The organism is Streptomyces sp. NPDC005775, from assembly GCF_042871565.1.
Classification (GTDB): Bacteria; Actinomycetota; Actinomycetes; order Streptomycetales; family Streptomycetaceae; genus Streptomyces.
Window position 1 is genome coordinate 73,351 of the sequence record NZ_JBIAIU010000008.1, and the last position, 25,440, is coordinate 98,790.

Here is a 25,440-nt window from a genome sequence, read left to right on the forward strand (position 1 = left end):
GAATTGACGTGAACGGAACCTGACGTTCCGGGTGTCGGGGGGAGGCGTGTGTGAACGGCCTTCCGCCCTCACGTGTTTCAGACGAGACGCACGGGTTTGTCGGTACGTACGCCGACGGAGGCGAGCCAGGAGCGCAGCGGCCCCGCGTCCCCCTCCTCGACCAGGCTGAGGACCGGGCTGCCGAGGTCGGCCCGGCGTTCCCCGTCGACCAGCAGTGCGGGTCCGTCGAGCCAGTCCAGTCCGGGCGCGGCCCCTGCCGTGTCGACCGCGGCGCAGCAGACCATCGCGGCCACATGGTCCGCCAGCAGCTCGGTCCCCGTACGGGGCGGCTGGAGCGGGAAGAGCGGAAGCGGATCGGGCCCCCAGAGCTCCAGCACATCGCCGCCCACCTCCCCCGCGCCGACCCCGACGGGTCGGGGGGCCTGCGCCTCCTCCCGGGCCACGGCCGCGCTGATCCCGGCGGCGAGCTCCTCGCCGCCGTCCCGGCCCGAGGCGAGGTGCTCGACGACGCGCGCCAGGGTGGGCACTCCGGCGCAGGCGGCGTCGGCACCGGCGCCGGAGGCCGGAGGCACTCCCATGGCGTCCAGGACGCGGTGCAGCCGGGCTGCCTCAGCGCGCCACTTCCGGTCGACGACCTCTTCGGGATACTGCTGCCAGTCCACCGGGGCCCAGTCGGGCCCGGTCTCGGCGGGGCCTCCGTGGAACAGCCGCGCGGCGAGCAGGGACGCCGCCTCGTCGGCCACCCCCGGATCCTCCAGGAGGTCGCAGGCAGGGCGCTCACCGAGCCGGGTGGTGAACCCCTCGGCCAGCCGGTCGCGCCGGGAGAGTTCGGTGAGGGCGGAGACGACACCGGCGTCCAGCCGGGAGGGCCAGCGCCCCATCCGCCAGGCCGGGAGCGCGACGCGCGTGAGCAGCCGGTCCCAGCCCGCATAGGCGAGACCGACCTGTTCCTGGGCGACGACCCGCAGCCCGTAGTCCACAGTCTGTGCGCGCGTCGACGCGGCGGCGGCGACTCCCCGCTCCATCTCGGCGGCATGGTCACGGCAGCTGCGCAGCAGCAGCCGGGCGATCCGGCCGATGAAGCGGCCCGGCAGCCGCAGGACCTTGCGCAGCGGACCCTGAACGGGTGCGGCCGCATCGGCGACCGCGCCGTCCAGGCCGCGCACGAAACGCCGGGCCGCGGCTATGTCGGGGTGGGCGGAGGGGCCGGTGCCGGCCACCACCGGGGCGAGCACCGCCCGCAGCTCGGCGACCCGCATCCACCACAGGAAGGGGGAGCCGATCACCAGCACGGGCGCTGCCTGGACCCGGCGGCGCCCCGGCCGACGGCCCGAACCGTCCGCCGGGCCACTCCCCCTGCCCGCGGCGTCGCGGGCAGGCCGGTCCGCGGCAGGGTGGGTGCGGTCCTCCAGCCAGCTGTCGCAGTCGGGCGTGAGCGCTATGGCCGAGGGCGCCGGCACTCCGAGCCGCTCCGCCAGATCGCGGACCAGCCGGTAGAGATCCGGTGCCGCCTGCTCGCTGAGGGGGATGGTCGGGCTGACCGCCGGCTTCGCCCGTACGACCGCGAACGCGACGGCAGCGGCGACGAGCAGGACGACGACCGCACAGGCCGTCACGGCCCAGCGCACCGCGTCCCAGCCGCCGCCCTCGGCGAAGCCCTGCGCGCCTGCGGCGAACAGCACGACGGCGAGCGCGGCCGGCAGCAGTGCCACTGCGGTTGCCCTGCTGCGGATGCGCAGCAGGACGAGAGCCCGGGCGCGCGCTGCCTGCGCACCCAGCTCCTCACCTGTACCGGTACCGGACACGGCCGGACGTCACCCCCTCTGCCCCCACGGCGGTGTTGCTCACTCCCCCACTGTGGCACCCGTCACTGACATCGCAATGCCGGTGGGCCAAGTGCCGGAACGCTTGCGCCGCACCCTAGTTGGGCCTTCGACGGGCGTCATCCGGATGGCTCAGCCGTCACTCGATGGAATGGCTTTGGGCAAAGGTGCTGACGCGCCGCTGTCCATGGGGCAGCGGCGCGTCAGTGGTGGTCGGCGCGGTACGTTCCCGAACCTCGGAGGCCTACGTGAACCGGCACGGCTCGGGCCTCCCCGGCCCTCTCCGAACAGGTACGGCTCAGGCCTCGGCGGCCTTCTTCGCGATGTCCGTACGAAGCTGGGAGCCGTCGAGCCGGATACGGGCCGCCGCCGCGTAGGCGCGCTCACGGGCGCCCGCGAGGTCCTTGGCGGTCGCCGTCACGGAGAGCACGCGGCCTCCGGCGCTCACGACCTTGTCGCCGTCCTGCCGGGTCCCCGCGTGCAGCACGTACGCGTGCGGCGCATCCTGGGCCGCGACCTCGTCGAGCCCCTCGATCGGATCGCCCGTCCGCGGGGTGTCCGGGTAGTTGTGCGAGGCGATGACCACGGTCACGGCGGCCTCGTCGCGCCATTTCAGCGGGGGCAGCTCGTCCAGGGTTCCGTTGGCGGAACCCAGCAGGACACCGGCCAGCGGGGTCTTCAGCCGGGCCAGGACCACCTGGGTCTCCGGGTCGCCGAACCGGGCGTTGAACTCGATGACGCGTACGCCGCGCGAGGTGATCGCGAGGCCCGCGTACAGCAGCCCGGAGAAGGGCGTACCGCGGCGGCGGAGCTCGTCGACGGTCGGCTGGAGGACCGACTGCATGACCTCGTCGACCAGCTTCGGGTCGGCCCACGGCAGCGGGGAGTACGCGCCCATGCCGCCGGTGTTCGGACCCTCGTCGTCGTCGAGGGCCCGCTTGAAGTCCTGGGCGGGCTGGAGCGGCAGCACGGTCGTGCCGTCGGTGATCGCGAAGAGGCTCACCTCGGGGCCGTCGAGGAACTCCTCGATGACCACACGGTCGCAGGCCAGCGCGTGGACGCGGGCCGCCTCGATGTCGTCGGTGACGACGACGCCCTTACCGGCCGCGAGGCCGTCGTCCTTGACGACGTACGGGGCGCCGAACGCGTCGAGGGCGGTGTCGATCTCGGCGGGCGTGGTGCAGACGTAGCTACGGGCGGTCGGGACACCCGCGCCGGCCATCACGTCCTTGGCGAAGGCCTTGGAGCCCTCGAGCTGGGCGGCCTTCCCGGACGGGCCGAAGCAGGGGATACCGGCGGCGCGCACGGCGTCGGCGACCCCGGCGACAAGCGGCGCCTCCGGGCCGACGACCACCAGCTCGGCGCCCAGTTCAGTGGCGAGACTCGCGACGGCAGCGCCGTCGAGGGCGTCGACCGGGTGCAGTTCGGCCACCTCTGCGATGCCGGCGTTGCCGGGAGCGCAGTACAGAGCGGTGACGTCGGGGTCGAGGGAAAGAGAGCGGCACAGGGCGTGTTCGCGGGCGCCGCCGCCGATGACGAGGACCTTCACGGGGTGCAGCCTAGCCGCCGGGGCGCGGCCCCCTTGACGGGCGCCGCTCCGTGGACACTTTGGGCACCCCGGACGTGCGCGGGGCCCGGGCCGCTCGCCGGAAGGACTCTGCCGCGCGCCCTACTCGTTGGTGAACTCCTCGACGACGGTGGCGCCCAGTTCGCGGACGATCAGGTCGTGCCCCGACAGGGCCGAGTCAACGAGGTCGGGGTCGTCGGCCTCGGGGGTGTCGTCCTCGGGGGCGACCGACCGGGGCGGTTCGGGAGCGGCGTACGACGGGGGTGCGGACTCCGGGGCGGAGCCACCGCCGGCCGACTGCTGCTGCGGTGCGGGGCGGGGCTCGTACGACTGCGGCGCGGGGGCCGCGGGGCGCTGCTGTACGGGCGGTGCGGATGCGGAGGGGCGGCCGCCGCCGACCTGCGGGGGCTGCCCGGCACCGCCCGACGGGTCGACGATCGCCTCGATCTTCCACTGCGCGTTGAACCGCTCGGCCAGTGCCAGCTTCAGCACCTCTTCGCTGCCGCTGCTCGCGAAGTTGTCGCGGGCGCCGGCGTTGAGGAAGCCGATTTGGAGCGTGGCGCCGTCGAAGCCGGTGACCTGGGCGTTCTGGCTGAGCAGGATCCAGGTGAACCGGCGGCGGCCCTTGACCGCCTCCAGGATGTCGGGCCACATGTTGCGGACCTGCGCGGCGCCCTGCGCCGTGCCCGGAGCGGGCTGCGCGGCGACGGGCACCGGGGCTGCGGGAGTGGGGGCGGCGGGAGCCGGTGAAGACGGTTCGGGGGCGGCGGCCTGGGGTGCGGGGGCCTGCCCCGGAGTGGAGGCGGTGGGCCAGCCCCCGGGACGGCGTCCCTGCTCGGGCGCGGCAGCGGCGGGCCAGGCCCCGGGCCGCTGTCCGGCCGCGGGCGCCTCGGCGGGCTGGGACTGCGCAGGAGCGGGAGCGGGAGCCGGAGTGGGAGCCGCCTGCACAGGGGCGGGCGGGGACGCTTCCCCGCGCGCCGCCGCACGCGCGGCGGCGACCCCTGATCCGGCATCGGGCTGCGCGAAGGAGGGTGGCGCGGGGGCGGCGGCCTGCGGTGCGGCCGGTGCCTGGGGCTGTGGCTGGGTCTGTGCCTGGGTCTGTGCCTGGGGGGCAACGGGGGCGTGCGCCAGTGCCTCGGGCCCAGGGACGTACCCCATCGAGGGCCCCGGCCCGGTGGTCGCGAAGGACGCGCCCCGCTCCAGCCGGTCCAGCCTGGCCTGGAGGGAACGCTCGTCGTCGAAGGCCGCAGGCAGCAGAACCCGGGCGCAGATCAGCTCGACCTGGAGCCGCGGCGAAGTCGCCCCCCGCATCTCCGTGAGCCCCTCGTTGACCAGGTCGGCGGCGCGGCTCAGCTCGGCGGCACCGAAGACGGACGCCTGAGCCTGCATCCGCTCGACGACGTCGGTCGGTGCGTCGATGAGGCCCTTCTCCCCCGCGTCCGGCACGGCGGCCAGGATCACCAGGTCGCGCAGCCGTTCCAGGAGGTCGGCGACGAAGCGGCGCGGGTCGTTGCCGCCCTCGATCACCCGGTCCACGACCTCGAAGGCGGCGGCGCCGTCGCCCGCCGCGAAGGCGTCCACGACCGAGTCGAGCAGGGAGCCGTCCGTATAGCCGAGCAGGGACGTCGCCATGGCGTATGTCACACCGTCATCGGCCGCACCGGCCAGCAATTGGTCCATGACCGACATCGAGTCACGGACGGATCCGGCACCGGCCCGCACGACGAGCGGGAAGACCCCGTCCTCGACGTAGCTGTTCTCCTTGGCGCACACCTCGGCCAGATACTCACGAAGCGTCCCGGGCGGCACGAGCCGGAACGGGTAGTGGTGGGTACGCGACCGGATGGTCCCGATGACCTTCTCGGGCTCCGTCGTCGCGAAGATGAACTTGAGGTGCTCCGGCGGCTCCTCGACCACCTTCAGCAGGGCGTTGAACCCCGCCGAGGTGACCATGTGCGCCTCATCGATGATGTAGATCTTGTAACGACTCGACGCGGGCCCGAAGAAGGCCTTTTCCCGCAGGTCACGGGCATCGTCCACGCCACCGTGCGAAGCGGCGTCGATCTCGATCACATCGATCGAGCCCGGTCCGTTGCGCGCGAGGTCCTGGCAGGACTGGCACTCCCCGCAGGGCGTGGGTGTGGGCCCCTGCTCACAGTTCAGACAGCGGGCGAGGATGCGCGCACTGGTCGTCTTGCCGCAGCCGCGCGGGCCACTGAACAGGTACGCGTGATTGACCCGGTTGTTCCGCAGGGCCTGCTGGAGCGGGTCAGTGACATGCTCCTGACCGATGACCTCGGCGAACGACTCGGGGCGGTAGCGGCGGTACAGCGCAAGGGACGACACACCTACGAGGTTATCGGGGCCGACTGACAACCGGCTCCGGACCGGGCGCACCACCGGCTGCGGGAAACCTCACCCCAGAGAATCCGGACCGCGCGAGCCCACCGCGGCAAGGCCCTGACAAACACAAGGGCCCCCCACGCACCCGCCAGAGCCAACTTACCCTTGCTGCCTTCCGGCCCTGGGGGAGTTCAGTCAGATAGCGCCACGTGAGGGGCTGACGCCCACCTTAGCCGATCCCCACCCCCGCAAGTCCACCTCCCCCACCCCCGGAGACCGCTCCGGGGCCGCCCTCGGAGCCCGGAGGCGGAACGGGTTCGCGAGCACTCCTCAACGTCTTGTATTGTTTGCCGCGGAGGATTCGCCTAGTGGCCTAGGGCGCACGCTTGGAAAGCGTGTTGGGGGCAACCCCTCACGAGTTCGAATCTCGTATCCTCCGCCATTGCTCTCACCGGGCAATACGTTGAAGGGCCCCACCGTTCGCGGTGGGGCCCTTCGGCGTACCGGTGGTCTCGGTTTCGGTTGCAGTCGCCGCAGACGGGCCGCTGCCGCCCACCCACCGGCAGACGCCGCGTCGCGCCCGTACCGGGGTCTTCAGCCTGCCGCCGCGCCGTCAGCCGGAGTCGGGTACCGGACCGAGGGGTATGAGGCGGCCCGAAGTTTCCGAACGCCGGAGCAGCAGGTCCGAATCCGGCGAGTCGCGGGAGTGGGTGAAGCCCACTGTGGAAGTCGACTCGGGGCCCGTGCGGTGGTGTGACCAGGTGATGCGCTGGGCTTCCCGGGCGCGCCTACGGCTCCCTGGACACCGAGTCCGTCGCGACGCCCAAAGAACTTCTCGCACCCGTGACAACCTCCCGTACGGCCCAGCACGTCAGTACGGCATGAAGTACTTCTCACCGCGCACCGTTGCGGTGCCGGGCGGAGGCGGTCTGTGATCCGGACACCGGACGAACAGGACGTCTCCGAGGCCGGCGGCGACATCGCCGTCGAATTCGACGACTTCGCGCGCAGCCGCCAGACACAGTTGCGCCGTGCCGCGTATCTGCTCTGCGGTGACTGGCACTTGGCCGAGGACCTGACGCAGACGGCGCTGGCGAAGCTCTACGCGGTGTGGCGCAAGGTACGGATGGACTCTCCCGACAGTTACGCCCGCAAGGTGCTGTTCCGTACGTTCGTGGACGAGACCCGGCGGCGGCGCTGGTGGGAGCGGCCCAGCGCCCGTCAGTACGACGTGGCGGCCCCGGCGCACGACCCCGATCTGCGGCTGGTGCTGCTGGCCGCCCTGCGGGAGGTACCCGCGCGCAGCCGGGCGGTGCTGGTCCTGCGGTTCTGGGAGGACCAGAGCGTGGAGGAGACCGCGGCGGCGCTGGGATGCAGCACCGGCACCGTAAAGAGCCAGACCTCCCGGGGGCTGGCGACCCTGCGCCGCATTCTGGGCGACCGGGCGCCGGCGGCACTGCCCGGGAGCGGGGCCCGCGCCGGTGCGGGCAGGGAATCCGGGACCGGTTATCTGAAGGCGGGGTGGTGAGCATGGCGGGCAAGCATGGTGGTAGCGAGGACGGGTTCGCCCTGGCCGAGGCGCTGGGCGAGGCGCTGGGCGGGCTGGACGCCGTTCCGGAGCCGCCGATGCCGGATCTGGTGCCGGGCGCGATCGTGCAGGGTACGCGGATCCGACGGCGGCGCCGGATCGGCGCGGCACTGGGCAGCGCGGCCATGGCGGCTGTGGTGGCGGTCGGGGCGTACGGGGTGCTCGCTCCTGCGCCGGAGACCCGGCGCTCGCTGCCGGCCGTCGAACCGACGGCCTGGTATCCCTCACTGAAGCTGCTGCGGTCGATCGTCCCTGCGTCCGCCGGCACGGTCGAGGCCGCACAGACGCACCACTCGCGGCGCCCGGCACCGTACTTCCGGCTGACCGACCCCAAGACCGGGGTGGTGAGCGACCTGTACGTGTCGGTGGCGCGGTCCGCCACCGGGACCTCCCTGCTCCCGCCGGGGCCGGCGGGATGCCGGGACGGTTACGGTCCCGAGCTCACCACCCCATGGGGCGGCCGCCCGTTCAAATGCTCCGTCACACGGACGAAGTCGGGGGACCGCGTGCTGGCCTACTACCTGGACCAGAGTTCCCTGCCCGCCCACACGGACGACCGGAGCGGTTCGTCCGCGTTCGGCGTCACCTATGTCACAACGGGCGGCTGGGCGGTGCAGGTGATCATGGGGCCCCACGATGGGAGCGGTACAGGCCACGCGGCCATGACCTGGGACTGGTCCGTACTGACCGACCTGGCCACCGACCCACGGATCTTCGACGTCCTCGAGGCGACTGCCGGTTGACGACCCACTGACGGCTTACTGACGGCTTACTGACGACCACCCACACTCCACCACGAATGGGTCTATGACATGAACATGTCCACAACTGCTCTACGCAACTCCCTGATCTCAGCTCTGGCCGTCGCCATGCTGCCGCTGCTCAGCGCATGCGGAGGTTCGAGCGACTCGGCCGGCCAGGACGCCGGTTCGGGTTCCACAGCCGACGTCGGTACGAAGGCCGTCGACGGCGCCGCCCAACTCACCATCCCGGACGGCACGGACGACGCGACCAAAAAGATGTACATCGAGGAGAACGCCGTCGCCGCCTGCATGAAGAAGAAGGGCTTCACCTACACCCCGCACATGGCGAGTCCGCAGGCCGCCGACTCCTCCGACTCGCTCGACGGGCAGGACTACGCGCTGGCGAAGAAGCAGCGGCAGAAGTACGGCTTCGGCACATACGCGGCCGCCGCCTATCCCGACGACCCGAACGCCCCCGGCGCCAACACCGAGGGAAAGGTGGCCGGGAAGGTCATCACCCCCGACGACGGGGACGAGCAGGGATTCACCGCCGCCCAGCACAAGAGCTACGACGAAGCGCTGAACGGCATCCGGCCCACGACCGGGACGAAGACGGAGAGGGAGCAGCTCGGCGGATGCACCGCCGAGGGCAGGACCAAGGCGTACGGACCGGAACTGAGCATCGAGGAACAGATGAAGGAGCAGACCGAAAGGGAGGACGAGAACCGTGCGAACGGGCTGGAGCTCAACGGCGATCCCGAGCTGGTGCGGCTCGCCCAGAAGTACGGCGACTGCCTGAAGGCGCAGGGCATTCCGGTCTCCACCACCCAGCCGACCGGCATGTTCGACATGGTGCGGATCGACCTCTCCGAGGAAATGCCGGAGCGCAGGCCGAAGCTGACCCAGGCGGAGGCACTGCCTCTGCTCACCAAGGACATCGCCGTCGCCATGAAGGACCTGGAGTGCGGCAAGGAATTCCGGGCAGCGTACTTCCCCAAGGAGAAGGCCAACCCGTACTGGGGTGCCGGCGCGTGAAGCACCTCAGCGTACGCAAGCAGCTGGGTGCGCTGGTCGGCACGGTGGTCCTGGTGGGCGCGGGCGGCTGGATCGCCGGTACTCAGGTCCATTCCCCCGCCGATGCCGCCGCCGCGCGCAACGCGCCGAAGGCCGGCCCGGTGACCGTCGGGGTGCAGCGGCAGTCCCTCATCGCGACCGTGGTGGCGAACGGCTCCATCGAGTTCGCGTCACCCCAACCGCTGTCACTGGCCGGCTCCGTGGGCACCGCACCATCTGGGGGCGCGGCCGACGAAGGTGCTGAGCAGCGAGTCACCAAGGCACCGGTCGCCGGTGCCAAGATCAAGGAGGGCGATGTTCTGATGGCGGTCAACGGCCGCCCCGTACTCGCGCTGAGCGGCCAGGTCCCGATGTACCGCACGTTGGGCCCCGGCACCGCCGGCGACGATGTGAAACAGCTCCAACGAGCGCTGCGACGGCTCGGTTTCGAGCCCGGCGCGATCAGCGGCAACTACGGCCAGGGCACCGCGGCGGCGGTCACCCAGTGGTACACGAGCAAGGGATACCAGGCGCAGCAGCCGGGCCCGGACGAACAGCAGCAGCTGGGCCAGCTGCAGCAGTCGGTGTCCTCCGCCCAGGAGACGCTCCTCACGATGACCGGCAGCGAAAGCACCGGCGGGACGCGAGCCGCCCCCAGGACCGACACGGACACCGACAGCGGCGCCGACAGCGACAGCGACAGCGGCACGGATTCGCGTACGGAAGCCGGCGCGAGCACTCCGGCGACGGAATCCAGCAACGCCAAGGAGATCCGGAAGCTGCAGCTGAAGTCCGCCCAGAAGTCGTTGGACATGGCGAACGCCGCCCTCAGCACCTATCAGTCCACTTACGGAACCAAGGTCCCGGCCGGTGAGGCCGTGTTCTTCCCGAAACTGCCCGTACGGCTTGACAAGGTGACGGTGAAGACCGGGGATTCCCCGGCAGGCCAGATCGGCACCGTCACCGGGTCCGAGCTGGTGGTCCAGGCAGTCGTGCCCGGTTCGGACGGCGAACTGCTCAGGAAGGGCATGGCCGTCGAGCTGACGACGGCGGGGGGCGAGAAGGCCCGGGGCACCGTCTCCGCGCTCGGCGCCGACGCCGCGCCCTCCCCTGCGGACGACGGCGGCGGACAGTCCACGGGGGAGGCATCACGGGGCTCCGAATCCGAATCCGAACCCGGCGCCGATGCCGACACCGCGACGGCCGGCGATCCCTCGGCCCCTGTCCCGCTGCGGATCTCCGTACCCGACCCCGGCCCGCTGGCCGGTCAGGCCGGCGCTTCGGTAAAGGTGACCATCAAGATCGGCGCCTCGGACGGCAGGGTGCTGACCGTGCCGCTTGCCGCGATACGGACCTCGGCCGACGGGAAGGCCCGGGTGCAGGTCCAGCGCGACTCCGGCGTCAGCGATGTACAGGTCACCGTCGGGCTGTCCGCAGCCGGCCTCGTAGAAGTCAAGCCGGCCGACGGCGCGCTGAAGCAGGGCGACAACGTGGTGGTGGGCAAGTGACTCCCGGCCCGGACGTCGTCATCGAACTCAGCGATGTGGAGAGGACCTTCGACACCGAACCGCCCGTACACGCCCTGCGCGGCGTGAATCTGACCGTACGGCGCGGTGAGCACCTCTCCGTGGTCGGGCCCTCCGGATCCGGCAAGTCGACCCTGCTCAACACACTCGGCCTGCTCGACCGGCCGACCGCCGGCTCGTTCCGGCTCGACGGGGTGGAGACCACCGGGCTGGGCGACCTCGAACGCACCGCGCTGCGCGGCAGCCGCATCGGGTTCGTCTTCCAGTCCTTCCACCTCCTGCCCTACCGGACGGTGGACGAGAACGTCATGCTGGCCGAGGCCTACCGCAGACCGCGCTCCGGACACGAACGCGGCACCCGGCTGGACCGTGCCCGCCAGGCCCTGGAGCGGGTCGGGGTGGGGCACCGGTGGGGCTTCCGGCCCGACCGGCTGTCCGGCGGCGAACGCCAACGCGTCGCCATTGCACGGGCCCTGCTCGGCGACCCCGCACTGCTGCTGTGCGACGAACCCACCGGCAACCTGGACAGCGAGAACACCCTCTCCGTACTGGAACTCTTCGACGACCTGTGCGCCCAGGGCATGACACTCGTCCTGATCACCCACGACGAGGCGGTCAGCCGCCGGGCGAGCCAGCGCGTCCGCATCACCGACGGCCGCCTCACCCCGGAGGCCGTATGACCCGCGGGAAACACATGACGCCCGCACCCCCGGCGACGGCCGGGGCACGCGCCGGACGCCCCCGGATGGACCCACGGGACCTGTGGACGGAAGCACTCGCCGGCGTCCTCGCCCGCCCCATGCGATCCGCGTTGACCACACTGGGCACGGTGCTCGGCATCACCACGCTCGTCATCACCATCGGTGTGGCCTCCACCGCGGGCAACCAGATCGTCGGCCGGTTCGACGCGCTCACCGCGACCTCGGTGACCGTGAAGGTACCGCGGGCGCAGCCCGGCTCGGTCGACACCGGGCCACTGGTGGACTGGTCGGGGACCGAAGCGGTCCGGCGGCTGGCCGGGGTGGAATCGGTCGCCGCCATCGGGGACTCCGCCGCGACCAACAGCGTCCAGGTCCGGGCCGGCGACGTGAACGCGCCCGGCGACACCTCCGGACAGACCCTGGCCGTCGTCGCCGCCTCGGCCGGGCTGCCCGCCGCCGTACGCGGCACGATGACCGCGGGACGGTTCTACGACGTCGGCAACCTCGCCCGGCACGACCAGGTGGTGGTGCTCGGCGACCAGGCCGCGCGACTGCTCGGCATCAGCCGGGTGGAGGATGCCCCCGCCGTATTCCTCAAGGGCCAGTCGTACACGGTCATCGGCATCCTCGGCGGCATCGGGCGGGAGCGGCGCCTGTCCACCGCCGTCATCATCCCGCCCACCACCGGCGCGGACCGCCTCGGCCTGCGAGACGTCAGCCTCGTACTGGTCAACACCGCGCTCGGGGCGGCGAAGCAGGTGGCACGCCAGGCACCGATCGCCCTGGCTCCCGGGCACCGGGACTCGCTCACCGTCGTGGCGCCGCCCGACCTGTCCAAGGCGCGCGACGGCGTCCAGAACGACGTCAACGGCCTCTTCCTCGTCCTCGGCCTGGTCTCGCTGGTGGTGGGTGCCATCGGCATCGCCAACGTCACCCTGGTGACGGTGATGGAACGGGTCGGGGAGATCGGACTGCGGCGCGCTCTGGGCGCGTCGAGGCGACAGGTGGCCGGCCAGTTCCTGCTGGAGTCGACAACCATCGGCCTGCTCGGCGGCATCGTCGGCGCCGCCCTGGGCATCGCAGTCGTGGTGTGCGTCGCCGTCGTCAAACAGTGGACCCCGGTACTCGACCTGGCCACGGCCTTCGGCGCCCCGCTCGCCGGAGCCCTCGTCGGCCTGCTCGCCGGCCTCTACCCGTCGCTGCGCGCCGCCCGCATGGAGCCGGTCGACGCGCTGCGCGCACCGTCGTAGCGCCTTGCCGGATACGTCGAAGGCCCCCGCAGTTCGCTGCGGGGGCCTTCGACGCTCGCAGCGCGCTCGCCAATGCCGGTCGTCGGCGGCAACCCGTCGAGGCGACGCGTCACATCTTGCGCGCACGTCCCAGCCGGAGGGCGGAGACGAGGAAGAAGACGCCGCCGAGGAAGGCGTACCCGGCCAGGTTGTTCAAAGAGGCTCCGTCCTTGCCCGCCTGGGCGAAGAACGAGGCGCCGGCGAGCGTGGAGATGGCACCGCTGGCGATCATCGCCCACTGGCCGCCGAGTTGACGCCGGACGGCGCCCACGACGAGCTGGACGATGCCCGCGCTGACGGCCCAGGCACCCCAGACCCGCAGGACGGCGGGGGTGCCGGAGGTGGCGGCGACGGCGAGGCCGATGCCGGTGAGGGCGCTGAGCGCGATGTTCACGTACAGGCCGCGCACCGGCTGACCGGTCGACCGGGCGGACCTGAGGTCGACGATCGCGCAGGCCACGTCGAACAAGGGATAGATCACGAGCAGCGTGACGGTGAGCGGACCCAGCGCGTCGGCTGTCGCGAACAGCAGGGCGGCCCACGCCGCGGCGAACGCGAAGCGCAGGAAATACAACCTGCGCAGGGCAGCGGGAACGCTGGTGGGAGTGGAAGTGGGAGCGGTACCGACGAGGGTGTCCACGGAGGTTCCTTTCACGGAAAAGTGAGTGGGCAGAGGACGACCGGGCGAGGAGAGAGAACGTTCTGTCTCTTTCATAGTCGTGGGGTGGGCCGACACTGTCAAGACCGAACGTTCTCCCTCACCCTTGGGGTAATCTGGGCGCATGAGCGAAGGCGGAGGAGGGAGCAGCACGTCGGCGGCGCGAGCCCGGCTGCTCGACACGGCGACCAGGATCTTCTACGCGGAGGGCATCCACTCCGTCGGCGTCGACCGGATCATCGCGGAGGCGCAGGTCACCCGCGCCACTCTGTACCGGCACTTCACCGGCAAGGAGGAGCTCGTCCTCGCCTACCTCGGCCAGGCCGACCGGGGGATCCGGGCGGGGACCGACCTCGCGCGGGCGGGCCAGGAGCCTGCGGCCGACGCGGTCCGGGCGGTCTGCCGGTTCATCACCGAAGGCATTCGGGGCCCCGGCTTTCGCGGCTGCGCCTTCCTCAACGCGGTGGCCGAATACCCCGACCCCGCCCACCCCATCCACCGGGCCGTCCTGAACCACCGCCAGTGGTTCCTGGAGACCGTCACCGAGTTGCTGACGCAGGTCGGCGACCAGCCCGCCGACGAAGCCGCCCGGCACCTCGTCATGCTCCGCGACGGCGCGATGGCCGCGGGCTGCCTCTTCGACCCGGAATTGATCGCCGAGACCTTCCTCCACGGCGTCGAAGAGATTTTGCGGGCACGCGGAGCCTGAGCCGCCTCGGCCGGGCAGCACCTTCGGACGCGCCGTCGCCGTTACCGGCCAGGCCATGCCGTGCCGTGCAGGGGTACGGCTCAGTGACCAGTTCCGAGCGCCAAGGCGAACAGTTGGCGGGTCATACGCAGAAGGCCCCGCAGCGGGCTGCGGGGCCTTCTGCGGGCAGTGGGGTGAAAGCCCGCAGTTCGTCCCGGTGCTGGAGAAGGTGAAGGTCCGCAGGCCGGTCGGTCGCCCGAGGACCCGGCCGGACGCGGTGGCCGGCGAGGACCACCTCGTCCGCGCCGGCCGCCGCGGCGATGTTCGCGAGCTCCGCGATCCCGGCGACCGCGTCCTGTCCGACATGGAGCGGACGGACCCAGACCAGCCCGACCAGCTCGCCGCGCACCAGCGGCATCATCAGCGGGCTCGGCACGCCCCCTCGCCCAGCGAGCCCGTGTACGTCTCCTTCGCGACGCCGACCAAGCCGTTCCACATCCGCACTTCCACGGGAGCCCCCTGCCGTCTGCTGATCCGACCACCGCACCCCGCCACGGGGATTGAGCCCGGGTCAGCGGGATGATCAGCCGGCGTGCGGCGGGGGAGGAGCCGGTTTCGGCGGGGCCACCACCTCTGGTTCGGGTGGGGCTCTGCCAGCTCAGCCCTCGCAGGTGGTCAGGCGGACCGTGTCGCCCGGGTGGACGACCGTCGGGGCATGCGGCGAGACCGCGACGACCATGGCCGGCCGGCAGCCGGCCACCCGGGCCCGGGTGAAGCTGGGCGTGATCCGAAGCGGGACGAGTGCCCGCCTGACGCCCGTCGAGTTCAGTCCGGCCAGCGGGATGCTGACGGTCTTGCCGGCGCTGGAGCGGTAAAGCACGGTGGTGCTGTCGGCCGCGGGGGCGGCCGCGGTGGTCGGTCGCGCGGTGTGCGACGTGATGCCGACGGCCAGCGCGGTGCCCGCCCCGGCCACGACCAGAGCGGAGACGATGCCCACGAGGGCCGTTGCCCGCTTGCGGCGCGCCCCGTGCGCGATGGCGGCCGTGTCGAAGTGCGGCGTCTCGGCGGCGTGTGCGAAGTCGTTCATGGCGTTCACCAGTTCCTGTTCGAAGGCTGTGCAGCCGGAAGGTCGCGAACGGTCTGAACTCATCAGGTCCCTTCCGGGGGCTGCTGTCGTGAAGGTTCGGAGAGTGCGGGGAACTGGCCTCGGAGCTTGTCGAGTCCACGAGCGAGCTGCGACCGCACGGTGCTGGGTGAGATCCCCAGGTCGGCCGCGATCTCGGCGTCAGGCAGGTCGTGGAAGTACCGCAGGACCACGACCGTACGCATCCGCATCGGCAGCCCCTGGAGCGCCCGGACCAACTGGTCCCGCGTGTCCACCTGTCCGTACCGGTCTCCCGGATCAGCTCGGTCGCCGGTGTCCTGGCTCGGTATCGAGCGGCGGAATCTCCGCCACCGGTCGTTGGCCAGGTTCACCATGATCCGCCGCACGTAGGCGTCCGGAGCGTCCTTGGCGGCGATGGTGCGCCACCGGCGACAGGCCCGTTCGAGGGTCTCCTGGACCAGGTCCTCCGCTGCCTCGCGGTTCCCCGTCAGGACGAGCGCACCGCGGAACAGTACGGCCGATCGGGCGACGACGAAGCTGTGGAAGTCGTTCTCCGCCGACTCGGACTTGCTGAGCAGGGCACGCGGTATTCGCTCGCTTGCCAGATCCACACGTTCCTCCCCTCCTGTCACCCCTCCTCGACGCCGAAGCAGCCCCGTCTGCTGCACGCCCTCGTTGAGACCTGGGTCACAGAGACGTTTTCGCTCGACCCGGCGGGAGCGCCGGGAGCGACGGCGGAAGTGGCGGGCCCGGGCGGACCCGCCGACCGTGCGTGTAACGCTTTTCGACGCCGCGGACTAGGTCCTGTCTGATGTCCAGATCATGAGTTCGTGAGATTGCCTGCGCGCGGTGTGCTGGTTTTCATAGGTAGTTGGTCATGGCGCCTGGCGATCTCACCGACGAGCAGTGGTCCTTGGTCGAGCCCCATCTGCCGATCGCGGAGGTCGGTCCGATCCCTGATCTGCGGAGATACTTCAACGCGGCGATGTGGCGTTTTCGCACGGGCAGTCCTTGGCGTGATCTTCCGACGGAGTCCGGCCCGTCGCAGAGCTCCGATGACCGCTTCCGGGTCCGGGTGAGGCAGGGTGTTTCCCAGAACCTGATGGACGTCGTGGTCGCCGAGGGCGCCGCGCGCGATCGGGTCGACCTGAACCTGGTCAGCGTGGATTCGACGACGTCGCGGGCGCATCATCACGCGGCTGGGATGGCAACCTGGGGCGTTCTCGGGGTGGGCTCACGAGCAAGATTCTCTGGCGGCCGACTGGCGCTGTCGTCCCCCGGCATTCGTGCTCACGCCCGGACAGGCCGGTGACGGTCCGCAGTTCGTGCCCGTGCTGGAGAAGGTGAAGGTTCGCGGGGCGGTCGGACGCCCGAGGGCCCGACCCGATGCGGCCGCCGGCGACAAGGCGTACTCCTCTCGCCGCAACCGCCGCTACCTGCGACAACGCGGAATCCTGGCGGTGATCCCCGCCGTCAAGCCGCGCCCGGGCGGGGATTGACGGCGTACGACATGGAGCGAGCCGGCCGCAGCGGTGGTGGTGCGGGCGCGGGGCACCGCTCGGCGGGTCCGCGGTCCTACGCGTCGGAGAGCAGGGGGTCGTAGGAGGCCGAACGCCTGCGGCCCGACATGAACGACAGGAAGTCCCGTACGAACGCGCTGCGGGAGTAGCGCCCTTCGCCGTCCAGGACGGTGCGCCCGAAGCCCTTCCTGAACAGGAGGCGGTACTCCTCGGCGTCGATGAACTGATCGCCGTCAGCGTCGGTGACGGCAAAGAGGACCTCGGCGACCCTGATCAGCGCCGGTCCGGCCAGGGACGGGGCCGCGGCGGCGTACTCCTCCTCGCTCACCCGGCCGTCGCCGTCACTGTCCAGGGCCGACTGGAGTTCCCTCCACCACGCGGCGAAGGCGTCGTACAGCCGGGTCTCCTCAGGCTCGTCCAGGTCGAGACGGGAGCAGAGTTCCCGTGCCATCGCGGCGAGATCGGGCCAGTCCAGGTAACCGTCCCCGGTCTGGTCCAGCACCTCGGCGAAGAAGGCGCGGGCACTGCGGCGGTTCTCGGGCGCGACCGTACTGTCCCGTGGGGCCGGTACGGGTGTGCTCAGGCGGATGAACGCGCCGGCCCGTTTCATCCGGGCGCGCACCGCGCTGAGCGCCTCGGCGCAGGGGCCCTCGCCGTCCGGTGACAGCTGGAGCAGGCCGACGACGTTCTCCGTCTGAATCCAGTTGTCGGGCAAGGCGCCGGCCAGGCGTGCGGCCATGTAGGCACCCTGCATCAGGGTCTGGGCCCCGGGCACCTCCGGCAGCCCCGCCCGGCGGCGGAAGACCTCGGGGAGGGAGGCGACGGTCACGGTGCCGATGACCGGTCCCGCCAGCGCGCGTCCGGTCGCCCAGACCGTGGGCAGGCCGGCGAACAGCGGAGGCGCCGGGAGATGTTCGAACAGCTTGAAGAGGATGATGCGCAGCGCTTCCGTGTTCTGCAGTTCCTCCGCGACCATGCGGTCGAAGTACTGCCAGAACTCGGGCAGGGTGGGCGGGAGATGGCCCGCCTCGTCCCCCAGTGCGGCGAGAAAGCCCTGGAACTCCGCGTAGAGCCGCTCCATGGTCGTCTGGTCCAGGGGCTGCCCGCTCAGTCGGCACATGGTGACGGAGCTCTCGAAGAGCGTCGCGACCACCCAGGCCCGTACCTCGGGGTCCATGGCGTCGTAGGGCCGGTTCCTCGCGTCCGTGCCGCTCAGCCGCGTGTGCAGTCGGTTGAGCCGTGCCGCCTCCCGCTGTCGGGTGTGCTCGTCGGCTCCGAACATGCGCTGCAGGCTCACCAGTGTGTTGCCCAGCCGGCGCCAGGGGTGCACGACGAAGGAGGAGTTGTCGGCCAGTGCTGCGCCGATCTGCGGGTGGGCGGCTTCCAGCACCGTGGCCCTGACGACGGCGAGTGCCCAGCGGGGGTCGTTGAAGAAGCGGTGGAACTGCGAATCGGGTCCGAAGAGGGACTCGGTCGGCGTTTCGGGGGCCTCCCGACCGGGGCCCCCGTGCGGGCCGGTGGCGCCGGGGCCCTCGTGCGGGTCACCGGTGGCGCCGGGGGTGTTGTACGGGCCCGCTGCGCCGGGGCCCGTCCGCGGGGAGTGGCTGCTGTCCGTGTCCTTCACCTGTGACGCTCTCCGTTCGCTTGCGGGGTCACGCCGCCGAAGCGGCGGTCGCGGCCTCGGTAGTCGTGCAGGCACTCCAGAAAGTGCGACGCACGGAAATCGGGCCACAGCACCGACGGGAAGACCCACTCGGCGTAGGCCACCTGCCAGAGCATGAAGTTGGAGATGCGCTGTTCGCCCGAGGTACGGATGACGAGGTCCACGTCAGGTGTGTCGGGGACGGGCAGGTGCGCGGCGAAGCTCGCTTGGTCGACGGCGTCGGCGGACACCCCGGCACGGATGAGGGAGCGCGCCGCGGAGACGATGTCCTGGCGACCGCCGTGGTCGAACGCCACCGTCAGCGTCATGCCCCGGTTGTTCTCGGTCAGTGTCATCAGATCGGCGAAGTCCTGCGCCAGGGGGGCCGGGATCCTCGGGTCCTCGGCTCCCAGGAACCGGCAGCGGATCCCGCGTGCGTACAACAGCGGCGCGTGCTTGCGCACCACCCGGCGCACCAGACGCATGAGGAAGTCGATCTCCTCGCCCGGGCGTCGCCAGTTCTCGGTGGAGAAGGCGTACAGGCTGAGCCACTCGACCCCCGCCGACCGTGCCGCCTCGATGACGTCGATCACCGTCGTCTCCGCCGCCCGGTGTCCTGACGTACGGGGCAGGGAGCGCTGCTGCGCCCATCGCCCGTTGCCGTCCATCACGCACGCGACGTGGCGGGGCACCGGGCGCTGCGGCTCCTCGCCCGGTGCTCCGCGTCGGGGCTGCACCGGAACCGCCGGTGGGCAGTGGCCCTCACCCCTCGCCTGTGCCTGTGCCTGTGCCTGTGCGGATGGTCCTGCTCCACTGGATGTCATCGAAGCACCCCCCTCGACTCGCGTCCGCAGGCTCCACCGGGGCGGATGTGGTGCACCCCCCGCTGCTCCTGACCTTCAGCAGAGTGCCGGTGACCGGCCCCCGGCACACCGTGATGGCGGCTGGTTCACCCGTAGCACGTCAGTCGGAGGGCACCGGCGGGCCGACGTCCGGGCAGCGGGAACCGCGCGGTCTCGGCCGCCTCGGCACTCAGCGCGGGCTTCGGGCCGGCGGTTCGGCCGTGGTCAGGAACCCGCGCACATACCCGGCCACGGTGTCCAGGTGGCTTTCGAGCAGGAAGTGTCCGCCTCCGGCAACCAGGTGGATCTCCGCGTCCGGCAGGTCCCGTGCGAACGCGCGTGCGCCGTCGGGGCCGAAGATCTCGTCGTTCGCGCCCCAGACCGCGAGGAGGGGGACCTGGCGGTCCCGGAAGTACGCGTGCACCTGGGGGTAAAGGGGCCGGTTGCTGATGTAGTCGCCGAACAGAGCCAGTTGCGCGAGGTCGTTGCCCGGCCGGCTGACCCCGTGGTGGTCGGCGGTCCAGGTGTCGGGATCGACCAGTTCGGGCCGGTCCACTCCGTGCAGGTACTGCCAGCGGATGGCATCGAGCGCGAGGGCGCCGCGGACGCCGGGCTCGGTGCGGGGGCCCGGGTTCTCGCCGTACTCCCACACCGGCTTCCAGAAGTCCGGGACGAACCCGTCCTCGTAGGCATTGCCGTTCTGCGTGATCACCGCGGTGATCACGTCCGGGGAGCGCAGGGCCAGCCGCCAGCCGATGGGGGCGCCGTAGTCCTGGACGTACAGGGCATAGCGGGTGACGCCGAGCTGGGCCAGAAGGGCTTCGGTGATGTCGGTCAGGGAGTCGAAGGTGTACGTGAACGCGTCGACCGATGGCGCATCGGAGTTGCCGAATCCGAGGTGATCGGGGGCGATGACGTGGAACCGGTCGGCCAGCGCGGGAACGAGGTGACGGAACATCCGTGAACTGGTGGGAAATCCATGCAGGAGCACGAGCGTGGGCGCCTCGCTGGGCCCTGCCTCGCGGTAGAAGACGCGGTGTCCCCGCACGGTGGCGTACTGGTGGCGGACCTCAACCATGACTAACCCCTTCAATGGCCTTTGATGGTTATCGCTCGGCACCCAGTAGACCGCTGCGGGAGTAACCTGTCAAACGCATTGATGGAGTTAGAGTGACTGGAAGGTGAGAGCGTGCTGGACGACGAAGCCCTGATGCAGGCGCTGAACAGCACCCCTGTGACGGATGGCCGGCGCCAGGACCTGTGGCATGAGGACGATGACGTGGACAGGTGGGCGCTGGCACACGGAGGCCTCGGCAGCGCCGGGGAGCGCCGGTGGCTGCGTGCCGCCCGGGACGCGCTCCAGGCGGTGGGGTCGGGCACGTCGGCGGAGCCGGGACTGCGGCACGTCCTCGAAGGCGTACGCAAGGTCCCACAGGTCAGCGCGTCGGGCATCGAGTGGCACGTGGAGGTCGAGCCCGAGCGCAGGCTGGCCGTGGAACTCGTGCTCGCGTGGGCGGATGTCGAGCAGCGCATGCCCGGCCGCCTGCGGCCGTGCGAGAACCCCGAATGCCGCCTCTTCCTCCTGGACCGCAGTCGCGCCAACACCGCACGGTGGTGCTCGATGAAGACCTGCGGAAACCGGCTCAAGGCGCGCCGGCACCAGGCTCGGGCACGAGAGACCCCCTGACCTCGGTTCGGAAGAATGCTCGCCCCGGGGCCTCGGCCGCAGTCGGCCGCAGCCGGCCGCGTCGCGTCGATCGCGGGGAGCGAGTATGTCTTCCGCGGCGTACGCGGCACCAGCCGTACAGCCGGATGGTGCACGAGATGTTGGCTGCCCCGGCCGCCCCCGATGACGCTGGGCGGGACGCCGCCGGGGCCCAGCGCGCGCGGATGGATCCTCGCCGGCCCCGGTGTGACGGAAGGAGCCACATCATGAGGGTCATGTTGCGAGCGCAGCTGGACACCCAGGCCGCGAACGAGGCGGTCAAGAACGGCAGCCTGGCGAAGACCATGCAGGCGCTCGCGGAACGCCTGAAGCCGGAGGCGGCCTACTTCGGCCCGAGCGAGGGCAAGCGCTGCTGCACGTTCGTCTTCGACATGCAGGACAGTTCACTGCTGCCCTCCCTCTCGGAACCCCTCTTCGAGAACCTCGGCGCCACCATCGAGATCCAGCCGGTCATGAACACCGAGGACATGCAGAAGGGCCTCGCCGCGCTGGGCCAGGGCCAGGGCTGACCCGGGCGCTCCTCCTGACCTCGGGGCGCCGCCGTGACGCCGCCGGGGCCGCTGGGCCGTTCCGGGAGTTCTCGGTGTTCTCCGGGAATCCTTCCGGCGCGGTGTCGAGAACCGTCGATCCGCTCCGACGTCCCCTGTGAGAGTCGCCCATGAGAGGGGCGGCAGAGGCGGCAGAGGAGCGGAATCATGAAGTACCTGGTGATGGTGCAGGGCTCGCAGGCCGACTACGAGGCGATGCGCGGGAACGCGTCCGCCGGGAATCCGGCCTGGAGCGAGAAGGACGTGCAGGCCATGTTCGCGTTCATGGGCGCGGTCAACGACGATCTCGCCGAGAGCGGTGAACTCATCGACGCCCAGGGGCTGGTCGAACCGGCGAAGACCCGGTTCGTCACCGCGGGCGAGGACGGCCGCCCGGTGATCACCGACGGTCCCTACGGGGAGACGAAGGAACTGCTCGCCGGGTACTGGGTCCTCGAATGCGAGAGCCTGGAGCGGGTCACCGAGATCGCCGCACGCGTCACACAGTGCCCGGCGCCCGCCGGTGCGCCCGCCCGCCCGGTGGCCATCCGGGCCATCGACAGCGGCGGAGGCGATGTGTGAGAAGTACGTCCGGGGTCGAGGACGGGGTCGGGGACGAGGTCGAGGACCTGCTGCGGCTGCACGCCCCGCAGGTCCTCGGCGCGCTGGTGCGCCGGTACGGGCACTTCGACCCGGCCGAGGACGCGGCGCAGGAGGCCCTGATCGCCGCCGCCCGGCAGTGGCCGGAGCAGGGGGTGCCGGACAATCCGCGCGGCTGGCTGATCCGGGTGGCCTCCCGGCGGCTCGTGGACCGGCTGCGCAGCGATGACGCCCGGCGCGCGCGGGAGGAGGCGGCGGCCGCGCTCGCGCCCCGGGACGCGTTCACCGCGCCGGCTCCCGACGAGCCCGTGCCGGGCGGCAGCCGGGCGCCGGCCGAGGACGACACCCTCACGCTGCTCTTCCTGTGCTGCCATCCGGATCTGGCCCCGGCCGCGCAGGTCGCCCTGACCCTGCGGGCCGTCGGCGGACTGACCACGGCCGAGATCGCCCGGGCCCATCTGGTGCCCGAGGCGACGATGGCCCAGAGGATCAGCCGGGCGAAGCGGAAGGTCCGGGGCGCGGCCTTCGTCCAGCCGGTTCCGGCCGACCGGGACAGGCGGCTCGCGGCCGTGCTCCAGGTGCTCTACCTGATCTTCAACGAGGGCTACACGGCGACCTCAGGACGTGCCCTGCACCGCGCGGGCCTCGCCCGGGAGGCGATCCGGCTGGCCCGCTCGGTCCGCCGGCTGCTGCCCCGGGACGGAGCGGTGACGGGGCTCCTGGCGTTGATGCTGCTGATCGACGCCCGGAGTCCCGCGCGCACCGGAGCGCACGGCGAGCTGATCCCGCTCGACGAGCAGGACCGCACCCGATGGGACCGGGCCGCCGTCGCCGAGGGCACCGCGCTGGTCGAGGAGGCCCTGCGCGAGGGGCCCGCCGGGCCCTATCAGGTGCAGGCGGCCATCGCGGCGCTGCACGACGAGGCGGGCCGTGCCGAGGACACCGACTGGCCGCAGATCCTGGCGCTGTACGACGTCCTGGTACGTATGACCCCCGAGCCGATGGCCGAACTGAGCCGGGCCGTCGCCGTCGCCATGGTGCACGGCCCGCAAGCCGGACTGGCCGAGACCGACTCCCTCACGGACCGGCTGGCGGGCCACCACCGGCTGGACGCCGTCCGCGCGCATCTGCTGGAACGGGCCGGTGACACGGAGGGCGCCCGCGCCGCCTACCGTACGGCGGCCGCCGGGACTCTGAGCATCCCGGAGGCCCGCTACCTGCACGGACGCGCGGACCGCCTCGACGACTGACGCGGGCTCGTCCACCCCCCTCGTGCGGCACGCGGCACCACCGCAGGGGCGGGAAGCAGCCGGGGACAGCGGCAAACGGCTGCAAAGAGGCGCACCGGCGGTGGTTTCACTGGCCGTCGCAGCCCCGGCTCGCAATCATCGGGTCCATGACCAACAGCAACAAGGGCCAGGACCTCACCCTCCGGATCGCTCAACAGCCGGAGGCGGACGAGCTTCTCGCACGCAGCCCGCTCGCCGCCCTCGTGGGCATGCTGCTGGACCAGCAGGTGCCGATGGAGTGGGCGTTCTCCGGTCCGTACGCACTGGCACAGCGGATGGGCGGGGAAGATCTGGACGCCCATGAGATCGCCGTGTACGACCCCGAGGCCTTCATCGAACTCTTCACCGACAAGCCCGCTCTGCACCGCTATCCCGGTTCCATGGCCAAGCGGGTGCAGCAGCTGTGCCAGTACCTGGTGGCTCAGTACGACGGCGAGGCGAGCGCGGTGTGGACCGGGGCCACCACCGGAGCGGAGCTGCGGAAACGGCTCAACGCCCTGCCCGGGTTCGGCACCCAGAAGGCGCAGATCTTCCTCGCGCTGCTGGGCAAGCAGTTCGGTGTCCGGCCGCCGGGCTGGCGGGAGGCGGCGGGAGCGTACGGGGAGGAGGGCTCCCGCCGTTCCGTCGCCGACATCACCGGGCCCGAGTCGCTCGTCGAGGTCCGCGCCTTCAAGCAGGAGGCCAAGCAGGCGGCGAAGGCCGCGAAGGCGGCGGCCAAGGCGAGGTGAGCCCGAGCACGTCATTCGGCGGACGCGGGGCATGCGGGGCGGGTCGTGCGGACGGCCGGGGCGCGGCGGCAGGTGTCGGCGCGCCCCCGCCGGTTCGGTGCTCGCCGCCCTGCGGGTACCACCGCGCGCACGCCCCTTCGCGCCCTCGCGCGTGCCCTCGCACGCGCTGTCGCTCTCGAGCGTCGCGGGCCCAATTCCGGCATGGGCGCTTTTATGCCGCCTCGGCCCGCAGCGCAGTCCCGCCCCGTGGCTGCGCCCGGCGGCCCTTGACCGGTAGGCTTTCCGTGTGATCTTCAAGCGCATCGGAAATGGGCAGCCCTATCCCGACCACGGCCGGGAAAGCACCCGGCAGTGGGCGGATGTCGCGCCGCGCCCGGTCCGCCTCGACCAGCTCGTGACCACCAAGGGTCAGCTGGACCTCGAAACGCTCCTCGCCGAGGACTCCACCTTCTACGGCGACCTGTTCGCGCACGTCGTGAAGTGGCAGGGCGACCTCTACCTGGAGGACGGACTGCACCGCGCGGTGCGCGCGGCCCTCCAGCAGCGCCAGGTGCTGCACGCCCGCGTGCTCGACCTCGGCTGAGAACCCGGCGCGCGTTCGACTCCGACGGGGTTCGTTCGGGTGCTTTCCCACCCGGACGGGTGCGATCCGTCGATCATCAAATAGTCATCATCCCCAGGTCGCACTACGCTGCGCCCATGAGCATGCTCACTCCCCCCGGCATGGGCGGAAAGTACCGCATCACGGGTGACAAGTACCCGCGCATGCGGCGCCCCCGCCGCCGCAGCAGACTGGTCCTCGCGGCCACCGCCTCCGTGGTCGCCCTCGGGCTCGCCGGATGGGGCACGCTGCAGCTCATCGACGTCTTCACGGGCGGCGACAAGCAGGCCAGCGCCGCCGACCGCACGGCGGCCTGCCCGACCGTCCGGCCGTCCGCGCCCGCGAAGGTCCTGCCGCAGCCCGCGAAAATCACGGTCAACGTCTACAACGCGACCCCTCGTGGCGGACTGGCCAAGGCTGCGGCCGACGAGCTGAAGAAGCGCGGCTTCACCATCGGCAAGGTGGGCAACGCCGCCGCCGCGTACGACAAGAAGGTCGCCGGGACCGCCCTGCTGCTGGGCGCACCGACCGCGGTCAACGGCACGTTCCCGGTGCTCGGCACGCAGCTGCCCGGTGCGGGGACGAAGACCGACGCCCGCAAGGGCGCGGACGTCGATCTGATTATCGGTACGAAGTTCACGGCGTTCAGCACCCCGCAGGCAGCGGCCACCGCGCTGACCGCCCTGACGAAGCCGGCCCCGTCACCGTCCTCCTGCTGACGGCCGACTGACCGACCGGCGGACTGACCGACTGGCTGACCGACCGACCGACTGGCCGACTGGCCGACTGGCCGACTGGCCGACTGCCCAAAACGCAACGCGACGGCCGGGGTGCTCCAAGGAGCGCCCCGGCCGTCAGCCGTTCAACCGTGCCGGTTCGGG

At 71.6% G+C, this 25,440-nt stretch carries 23 protein-coding genes, 1 tRNA gene, 1 other RNA gene and 2 pseudogenes; 17 read left to right on the top strand and 10 right to left on the bottom strand.

Going from position 1 to position 25,440, the window contains the following annotated elements; genetic code table 11:
* Positions 1 to 77: 77 nt before the first annotated feature.
* The 4 genes from ACFYPA_RS19900 to ffs all read right to left on the bottom strand — a co-directional run bounded on the left by ACFYPA_RS19900 (position 78) and on the right by ffs (position 5,955).
* Complete coding sequence (locus ACFYPA_RS19900) at positions 78 to 1,805, bottom strand: hypothetical protein (RefSeq protein ID WP_389133214.1); 1,728 nt, start codon at positions 1,803 to 1,805, stop codon at positions 78 to 80.
* A gap of 316 nt (positions 1,806 to 2,121) precedes the next feature.
* Positions 2,122 to 3,372 carry a phosphoribosylamine--glycine ligase gene (gene purD, locus ACFYPA_RS19905; RefSeq protein ID WP_359083784.1) on the bottom strand — a complete coding sequence of 417 codons (1,251 nt, stop codon included), beginning with the start codon at positions 3,370 to 3,372 and terminating at the stop codon, positions 2,122 to 2,124.
* A 120-nt stretch (positions 3,373 to 3,492) separates the two neighbouring features.
* Positions 3,493 to 5,736 carry a DNA polymerase III subunit gamma and tau gene (locus tag ACFYPA_RS19910; protein WP_389133217.1) on the bottom strand — a complete coding sequence of 748 codons (2,244 nt, stop codon included), beginning with the start codon at positions 5,734 to 5,736 and terminating at the stop codon, positions 3,493 to 3,495.
* Between the two features lie 122 nt (positions 5,737 to 5,858).
* Positions 5,859 to 5,955, bottom strand: an RNA gene (ffs, locus tag ACFYPA_RS19915) — signal recognition particle sRNA small type.
* A 132-nt stretch (positions 5,956 to 6,087) separates the two neighbouring features.
* Here ffs and ACFYPA_RS19920 point away from each other — a divergent pair.
* The 7 genes from ACFYPA_RS19920 to ACFYPA_RS19950 all read left to right on the top strand — a co-directional run bounded on the left by ACFYPA_RS19920 (position 6,088) and on the right by ACFYPA_RS19950 (position 12,594).
* Positions 6,088 to 6,175: transfer RNA gene (locus tag ACFYPA_RS19920), tRNA-Ser, on the top strand.
* A 489-nt stretch (positions 6,176 to 6,664) separates the two neighbouring features.
* Positions 6,665 to 7,261, top strand: coding sequence for a SigE family RNA polymerase sigma factor (locus tag ACFYPA_RS19925; RefSeq protein ID WP_359083769.1), 597 nt, complete (start codon positions 6,665 to 6,667; stop codon positions 7,259 to 7,261).
* Positions 7,262 to 7,263: 2 nt separating this feature from the next.
* Positions 7,264 to 8,064: a hypothetical protein gene (locus ACFYPA_RS19930; protein ID WP_359083768.1), complete on the top strand. Its 801-nt coding sequence runs from the start codon at positions 7,264 to 7,266 to the stop codon at positions 8,062 to 8,064.
* Positions 8,065 to 8,139: 75 nt separating this feature from the next.
* On the top strand, positions 8,140 to 9,099 hold the full coding sequence (locus ACFYPA_RS19935; RefSeq protein WP_389133222.1) for a hypothetical protein: 960 nt from the start codon (positions 8,140 to 8,142) through the stop codon (positions 9,097 to 9,099).
* Positions 9,096 to 10,625: a peptidoglycan-binding protein gene (locus ACFYPA_RS19940; protein ID WP_389133225.1), complete on the top strand. Its 1,530-nt coding sequence runs from the start codon at positions 9,096 to 9,098 to the stop codon at positions 10,623 to 10,625. Before ACFYPA_RS19935 ends, ACFYPA_RS19940 begins: the two co-directional genes overlap by 4 nt.
* A complete protein-coding gene (locus tag ACFYPA_RS19945) occupies positions 10,622 to 11,323 on the top strand; it encodes an ABC transporter ATP-binding protein (protein WP_389133228.1) in 702 nt (233 codons plus the stop codon). The genes ACFYPA_RS19940 and ACFYPA_RS19945 overlap by 4 nt, the downstream gene beginning before the upstream one ends.
* Positions 11,324 to 11,337: 14 nt before the next feature.
* On the top strand, positions 11,338 to 12,594 hold the full coding sequence (locus ACFYPA_RS19950) for an ABC transporter permease (RefSeq protein ID WP_389133231.1): 1,257 nt from the start codon (positions 11,338 to 11,340) through the stop codon (positions 12,592 to 12,594).
* Between the two features lie 109 nt (positions 12,595 to 12,703).
* Here the strand turns inward: ACFYPA_RS19950 and ACFYPA_RS19955 are convergent, their stop codons facing one another.
* Positions 12,704 to 13,273 carry a hypothetical protein gene (locus ACFYPA_RS19955; RefSeq protein WP_389133235.1) on the bottom strand — a complete coding sequence of 190 codons (570 nt, stop codon included), beginning with the start codon at positions 13,271 to 13,273 and terminating at the stop codon, positions 12,704 to 12,706.
* 142 nt (positions 13,274 to 13,415) lie between these two features.
* On the opposite strand from ACFYPA_RS19955, the gene ACFYPA_RS19960 reads away from it, so the two are divergent.
* Positions 13,416 to 14,000, top strand: coding sequence for a TetR family transcriptional regulator (locus ACFYPA_RS19960; RefSeq protein WP_359083761.1), 585 nt, complete (start codon positions 13,416 to 13,418; stop codon positions 13,998 to 14,000).
* Between the two features lie 163 nt (positions 14,001 to 14,163).
* Positions 14,164 to 14,266 (top strand): annotated as a pseudogene (locus ACFYPA_RS19965) (IS5/IS1182 family transposase); the annotation flags it as partial.
* Positions 14,267 to 14,637: 371 nt separating this feature from the next.
* Here ACFYPA_RS19965 and ACFYPA_RS19970 read toward each other — a convergent pair.
* Both ACFYPA_RS19970 and ACFYPA_RS19975 read right to left on the bottom strand, forming a co-directional pair.
* A complete protein-coding gene (locus tag ACFYPA_RS19970; RefSeq protein ID WP_389133236.1) occupies positions 14,638 to 15,066 on the bottom strand; it encodes a hypothetical protein in 429 nt (142 codons plus the stop codon).
* Positions 15,067 to 15,128: 62 nt separating this feature from the next.
* A complete protein-coding gene (locus ACFYPA_RS19975) occupies positions 15,129 to 15,695 on the bottom strand; it encodes a SigE family RNA polymerase sigma factor (protein ID WP_389133239.1) in 567 nt (188 codons plus the stop codon).
* 266 nt (positions 15,696 to 15,961) lie between these two features.
* On the opposite strand from ACFYPA_RS19975, the pseudogene ACFYPA_RS19980 reads away from it, so the two are divergent.
* Positions 15,962 to 16,562, top strand: a pseudogene (locus ACFYPA_RS19980) (IS5 family transposase); the annotation flags it as partial.
* 97 nt (positions 16,563 to 16,659) lie between these two features.
* Here ACFYPA_RS19980 and ACFYPA_RS19985 read toward each other — a convergent pair.
* The 3 genes from ACFYPA_RS19985 to ACFYPA_RS19995 form a co-directional block, all read right to left on the bottom strand.
* On the bottom strand, positions 16,660 to 18,228 hold the full coding sequence (locus ACFYPA_RS19985; protein WP_389133242.1) for an oxygenase MpaB family protein: 1,569 nt from the start codon (positions 18,226 to 18,228) through the stop codon (positions 16,660 to 16,662).
* A complete protein-coding gene (gene uppS, locus ACFYPA_RS19990; protein WP_359313156.1) occupies positions 18,225 to 18,938 on the bottom strand; it encodes a polyprenyl diphosphate synthase in 714 nt (237 codons plus the stop codon). Before uppS ends, ACFYPA_RS19985 begins: the two co-directional genes overlap by 4 nt.
* Before the next feature lie 340 nt (positions 18,939 to 19,278).
* Positions 19,279 to 20,166 carry an alpha/beta hydrolase gene (locus ACFYPA_RS19995; protein WP_359313153.1) on the bottom strand — a complete coding sequence of 296 codons (888 nt, stop codon included), beginning with the start codon at positions 20,164 to 20,166 and terminating at the stop codon, positions 19,279 to 19,281.
* A 111-nt stretch (positions 20,167 to 20,277) separates the two neighbouring features.
* On the opposite strand from ACFYPA_RS19995, the gene ACFYPA_RS20000 reads away from it, so the two are divergent.
* The 7 genes from ACFYPA_RS20000 to ACFYPA_RS20030 all read left to right on the top strand — a co-directional run bounded on the left by ACFYPA_RS20000 (position 20,278) and on the right by ACFYPA_RS20030 (position 25,278).
* Positions 20,278 to 20,775 carry a CGNR zinc finger domain-containing protein gene (locus ACFYPA_RS20000; protein ID WP_359313150.1) on the top strand — a complete coding sequence of 166 codons (498 nt, stop codon included), beginning with the start codon at positions 20,278 to 20,280 and terminating at the stop codon, positions 20,773 to 20,775.
* Between the two features lie 245 nt (positions 20,776 to 21,020).
* Positions 21,021 to 21,323, top strand: a complete 303-nt coding sequence (locus ACFYPA_RS20005) for a DUF3303 family protein (RefSeq protein WP_359083754.1) — start codon at positions 21,021 to 21,023, stop codon at positions 21,321 to 21,323.
* Between the two features lie 186 nt (positions 21,324 to 21,509).
* Positions 21,510 to 21,923, top strand: coding sequence for a YciI family protein (locus tag ACFYPA_RS20010; RefSeq protein WP_359083753.1), 414 nt, complete (start codon positions 21,510 to 21,512; stop codon positions 21,921 to 21,923).
* Positions 21,920 to 23,191, top strand: a complete 1,272-nt coding sequence (locus ACFYPA_RS20015) for an RNA polymerase sigma factor (protein ID WP_389133248.1) — start codon at positions 21,920 to 21,922, stop codon at positions 23,189 to 23,191. The genes ACFYPA_RS20010 and ACFYPA_RS20015 overlap by 4 nt, the downstream gene beginning before the upstream one ends.
* 146 nt (positions 23,192 to 23,337) lie before the next feature.
* On the top strand, positions 23,338 to 23,958 hold the full coding sequence (locus ACFYPA_RS20020) for an HhH-GPD-type base excision DNA repair protein (RefSeq protein WP_389133251.1): 621 nt from the start codon (positions 23,338 to 23,340) through the stop codon (positions 23,956 to 23,958).
* A gap of 286 nt (positions 23,959 to 24,244) precedes the next feature.
* Positions 24,245 to 24,541 carry a type II toxin-antitoxin system VapB family antitoxin gene (locus ACFYPA_RS20025; RefSeq protein WP_136329698.1) on the top strand — a complete coding sequence of 99 codons (297 nt, stop codon included), beginning with the start codon at positions 24,245 to 24,247 and terminating at the stop codon, positions 24,539 to 24,541.
* Positions 24,542 to 24,681: 140 nt separating this feature from the next.
* Complete coding sequence (locus ACFYPA_RS20030; RefSeq protein WP_359313340.1) at positions 24,682 to 25,278, top strand: LytR C-terminal domain-containing protein; 597 nt, start codon at positions 24,682 to 24,684, stop codon at positions 25,276 to 25,278.
* Positions 25,279 to 25,440: the final 162 nt, after the last annotated feature.

Excerpts from the sequence above, each read along its gene's own strand:
- ACFYPA_RS19930 (WP_359083768.1), top strand. The coding sequence starts at position 7,264 with ATGGCGGGCAAGCATGGTGGTAGCGAGGACGGGTTCGCCCTGGCCGAG.
- ACFYPA_RS19935 (WP_389133222.1), top strand. The coding sequence starts at position 8,140 with ATGTCCACAACTGCTCTACGCAACTCCCTGATCTCAGCTCTGGCCGTC.
- ACFYPA_RS19950 (WP_389133231.1), top strand. The coding sequence starts at position 11,338 with ATGACGCCCGCACCCCCGGCGACGGCCGGGGCACGCGCCGGACGCCCC.
- ACFYPA_RS19960 (WP_359083761.1), top strand. The coding sequence starts at position 13,416 with ATGAGCGAAGGCGGAGGAGGGAGCAGCACGTCGGCGGCGCGAGCCCGG.
- ACFYPA_RS19970 (WP_389133236.1), bottom strand. The coding sequence starts at position 15,066 with ATGAACGACTTCGCACACGCCGCCGAGACGCCGCACTTCGACACGGCC.
- ACFYPA_RS19995 (WP_359313153.1), bottom strand. The coding sequence starts at position 20,166 with ATGGTTGAGGTCCGCCACCAGTACGCCACCGTGCGGGGACACCGCGTC.
- ACFYPA_RS20005 (WP_359083754.1), top strand. The coding sequence starts at position 21,021 with ATGAGGGTCATGTTGCGAGCGCAGCTGGACACCCAGGCCGCGAACGAG.
- ACFYPA_RS20010 (WP_359083753.1), top strand. The coding sequence starts at position 21,510 with ATGAAGTACCTGGTGATGGTGCAGGGCTCGCAGGCCGACTACGAGGCG.
- ACFYPA_RS20020 (WP_389133251.1), top strand. The coding sequence starts at position 23,338 with ATGACCAACAGCAACAAGGGCCAGGACCTCACCCTCCGGATCGCTCAA.
- ACFYPA_RS20030 (WP_359313340.1), top strand. The coding sequence starts at position 24,682 with ATGGGCGGAAAGTACCGCATCACGGGTGACAAGTACCCGCGCATGCGG.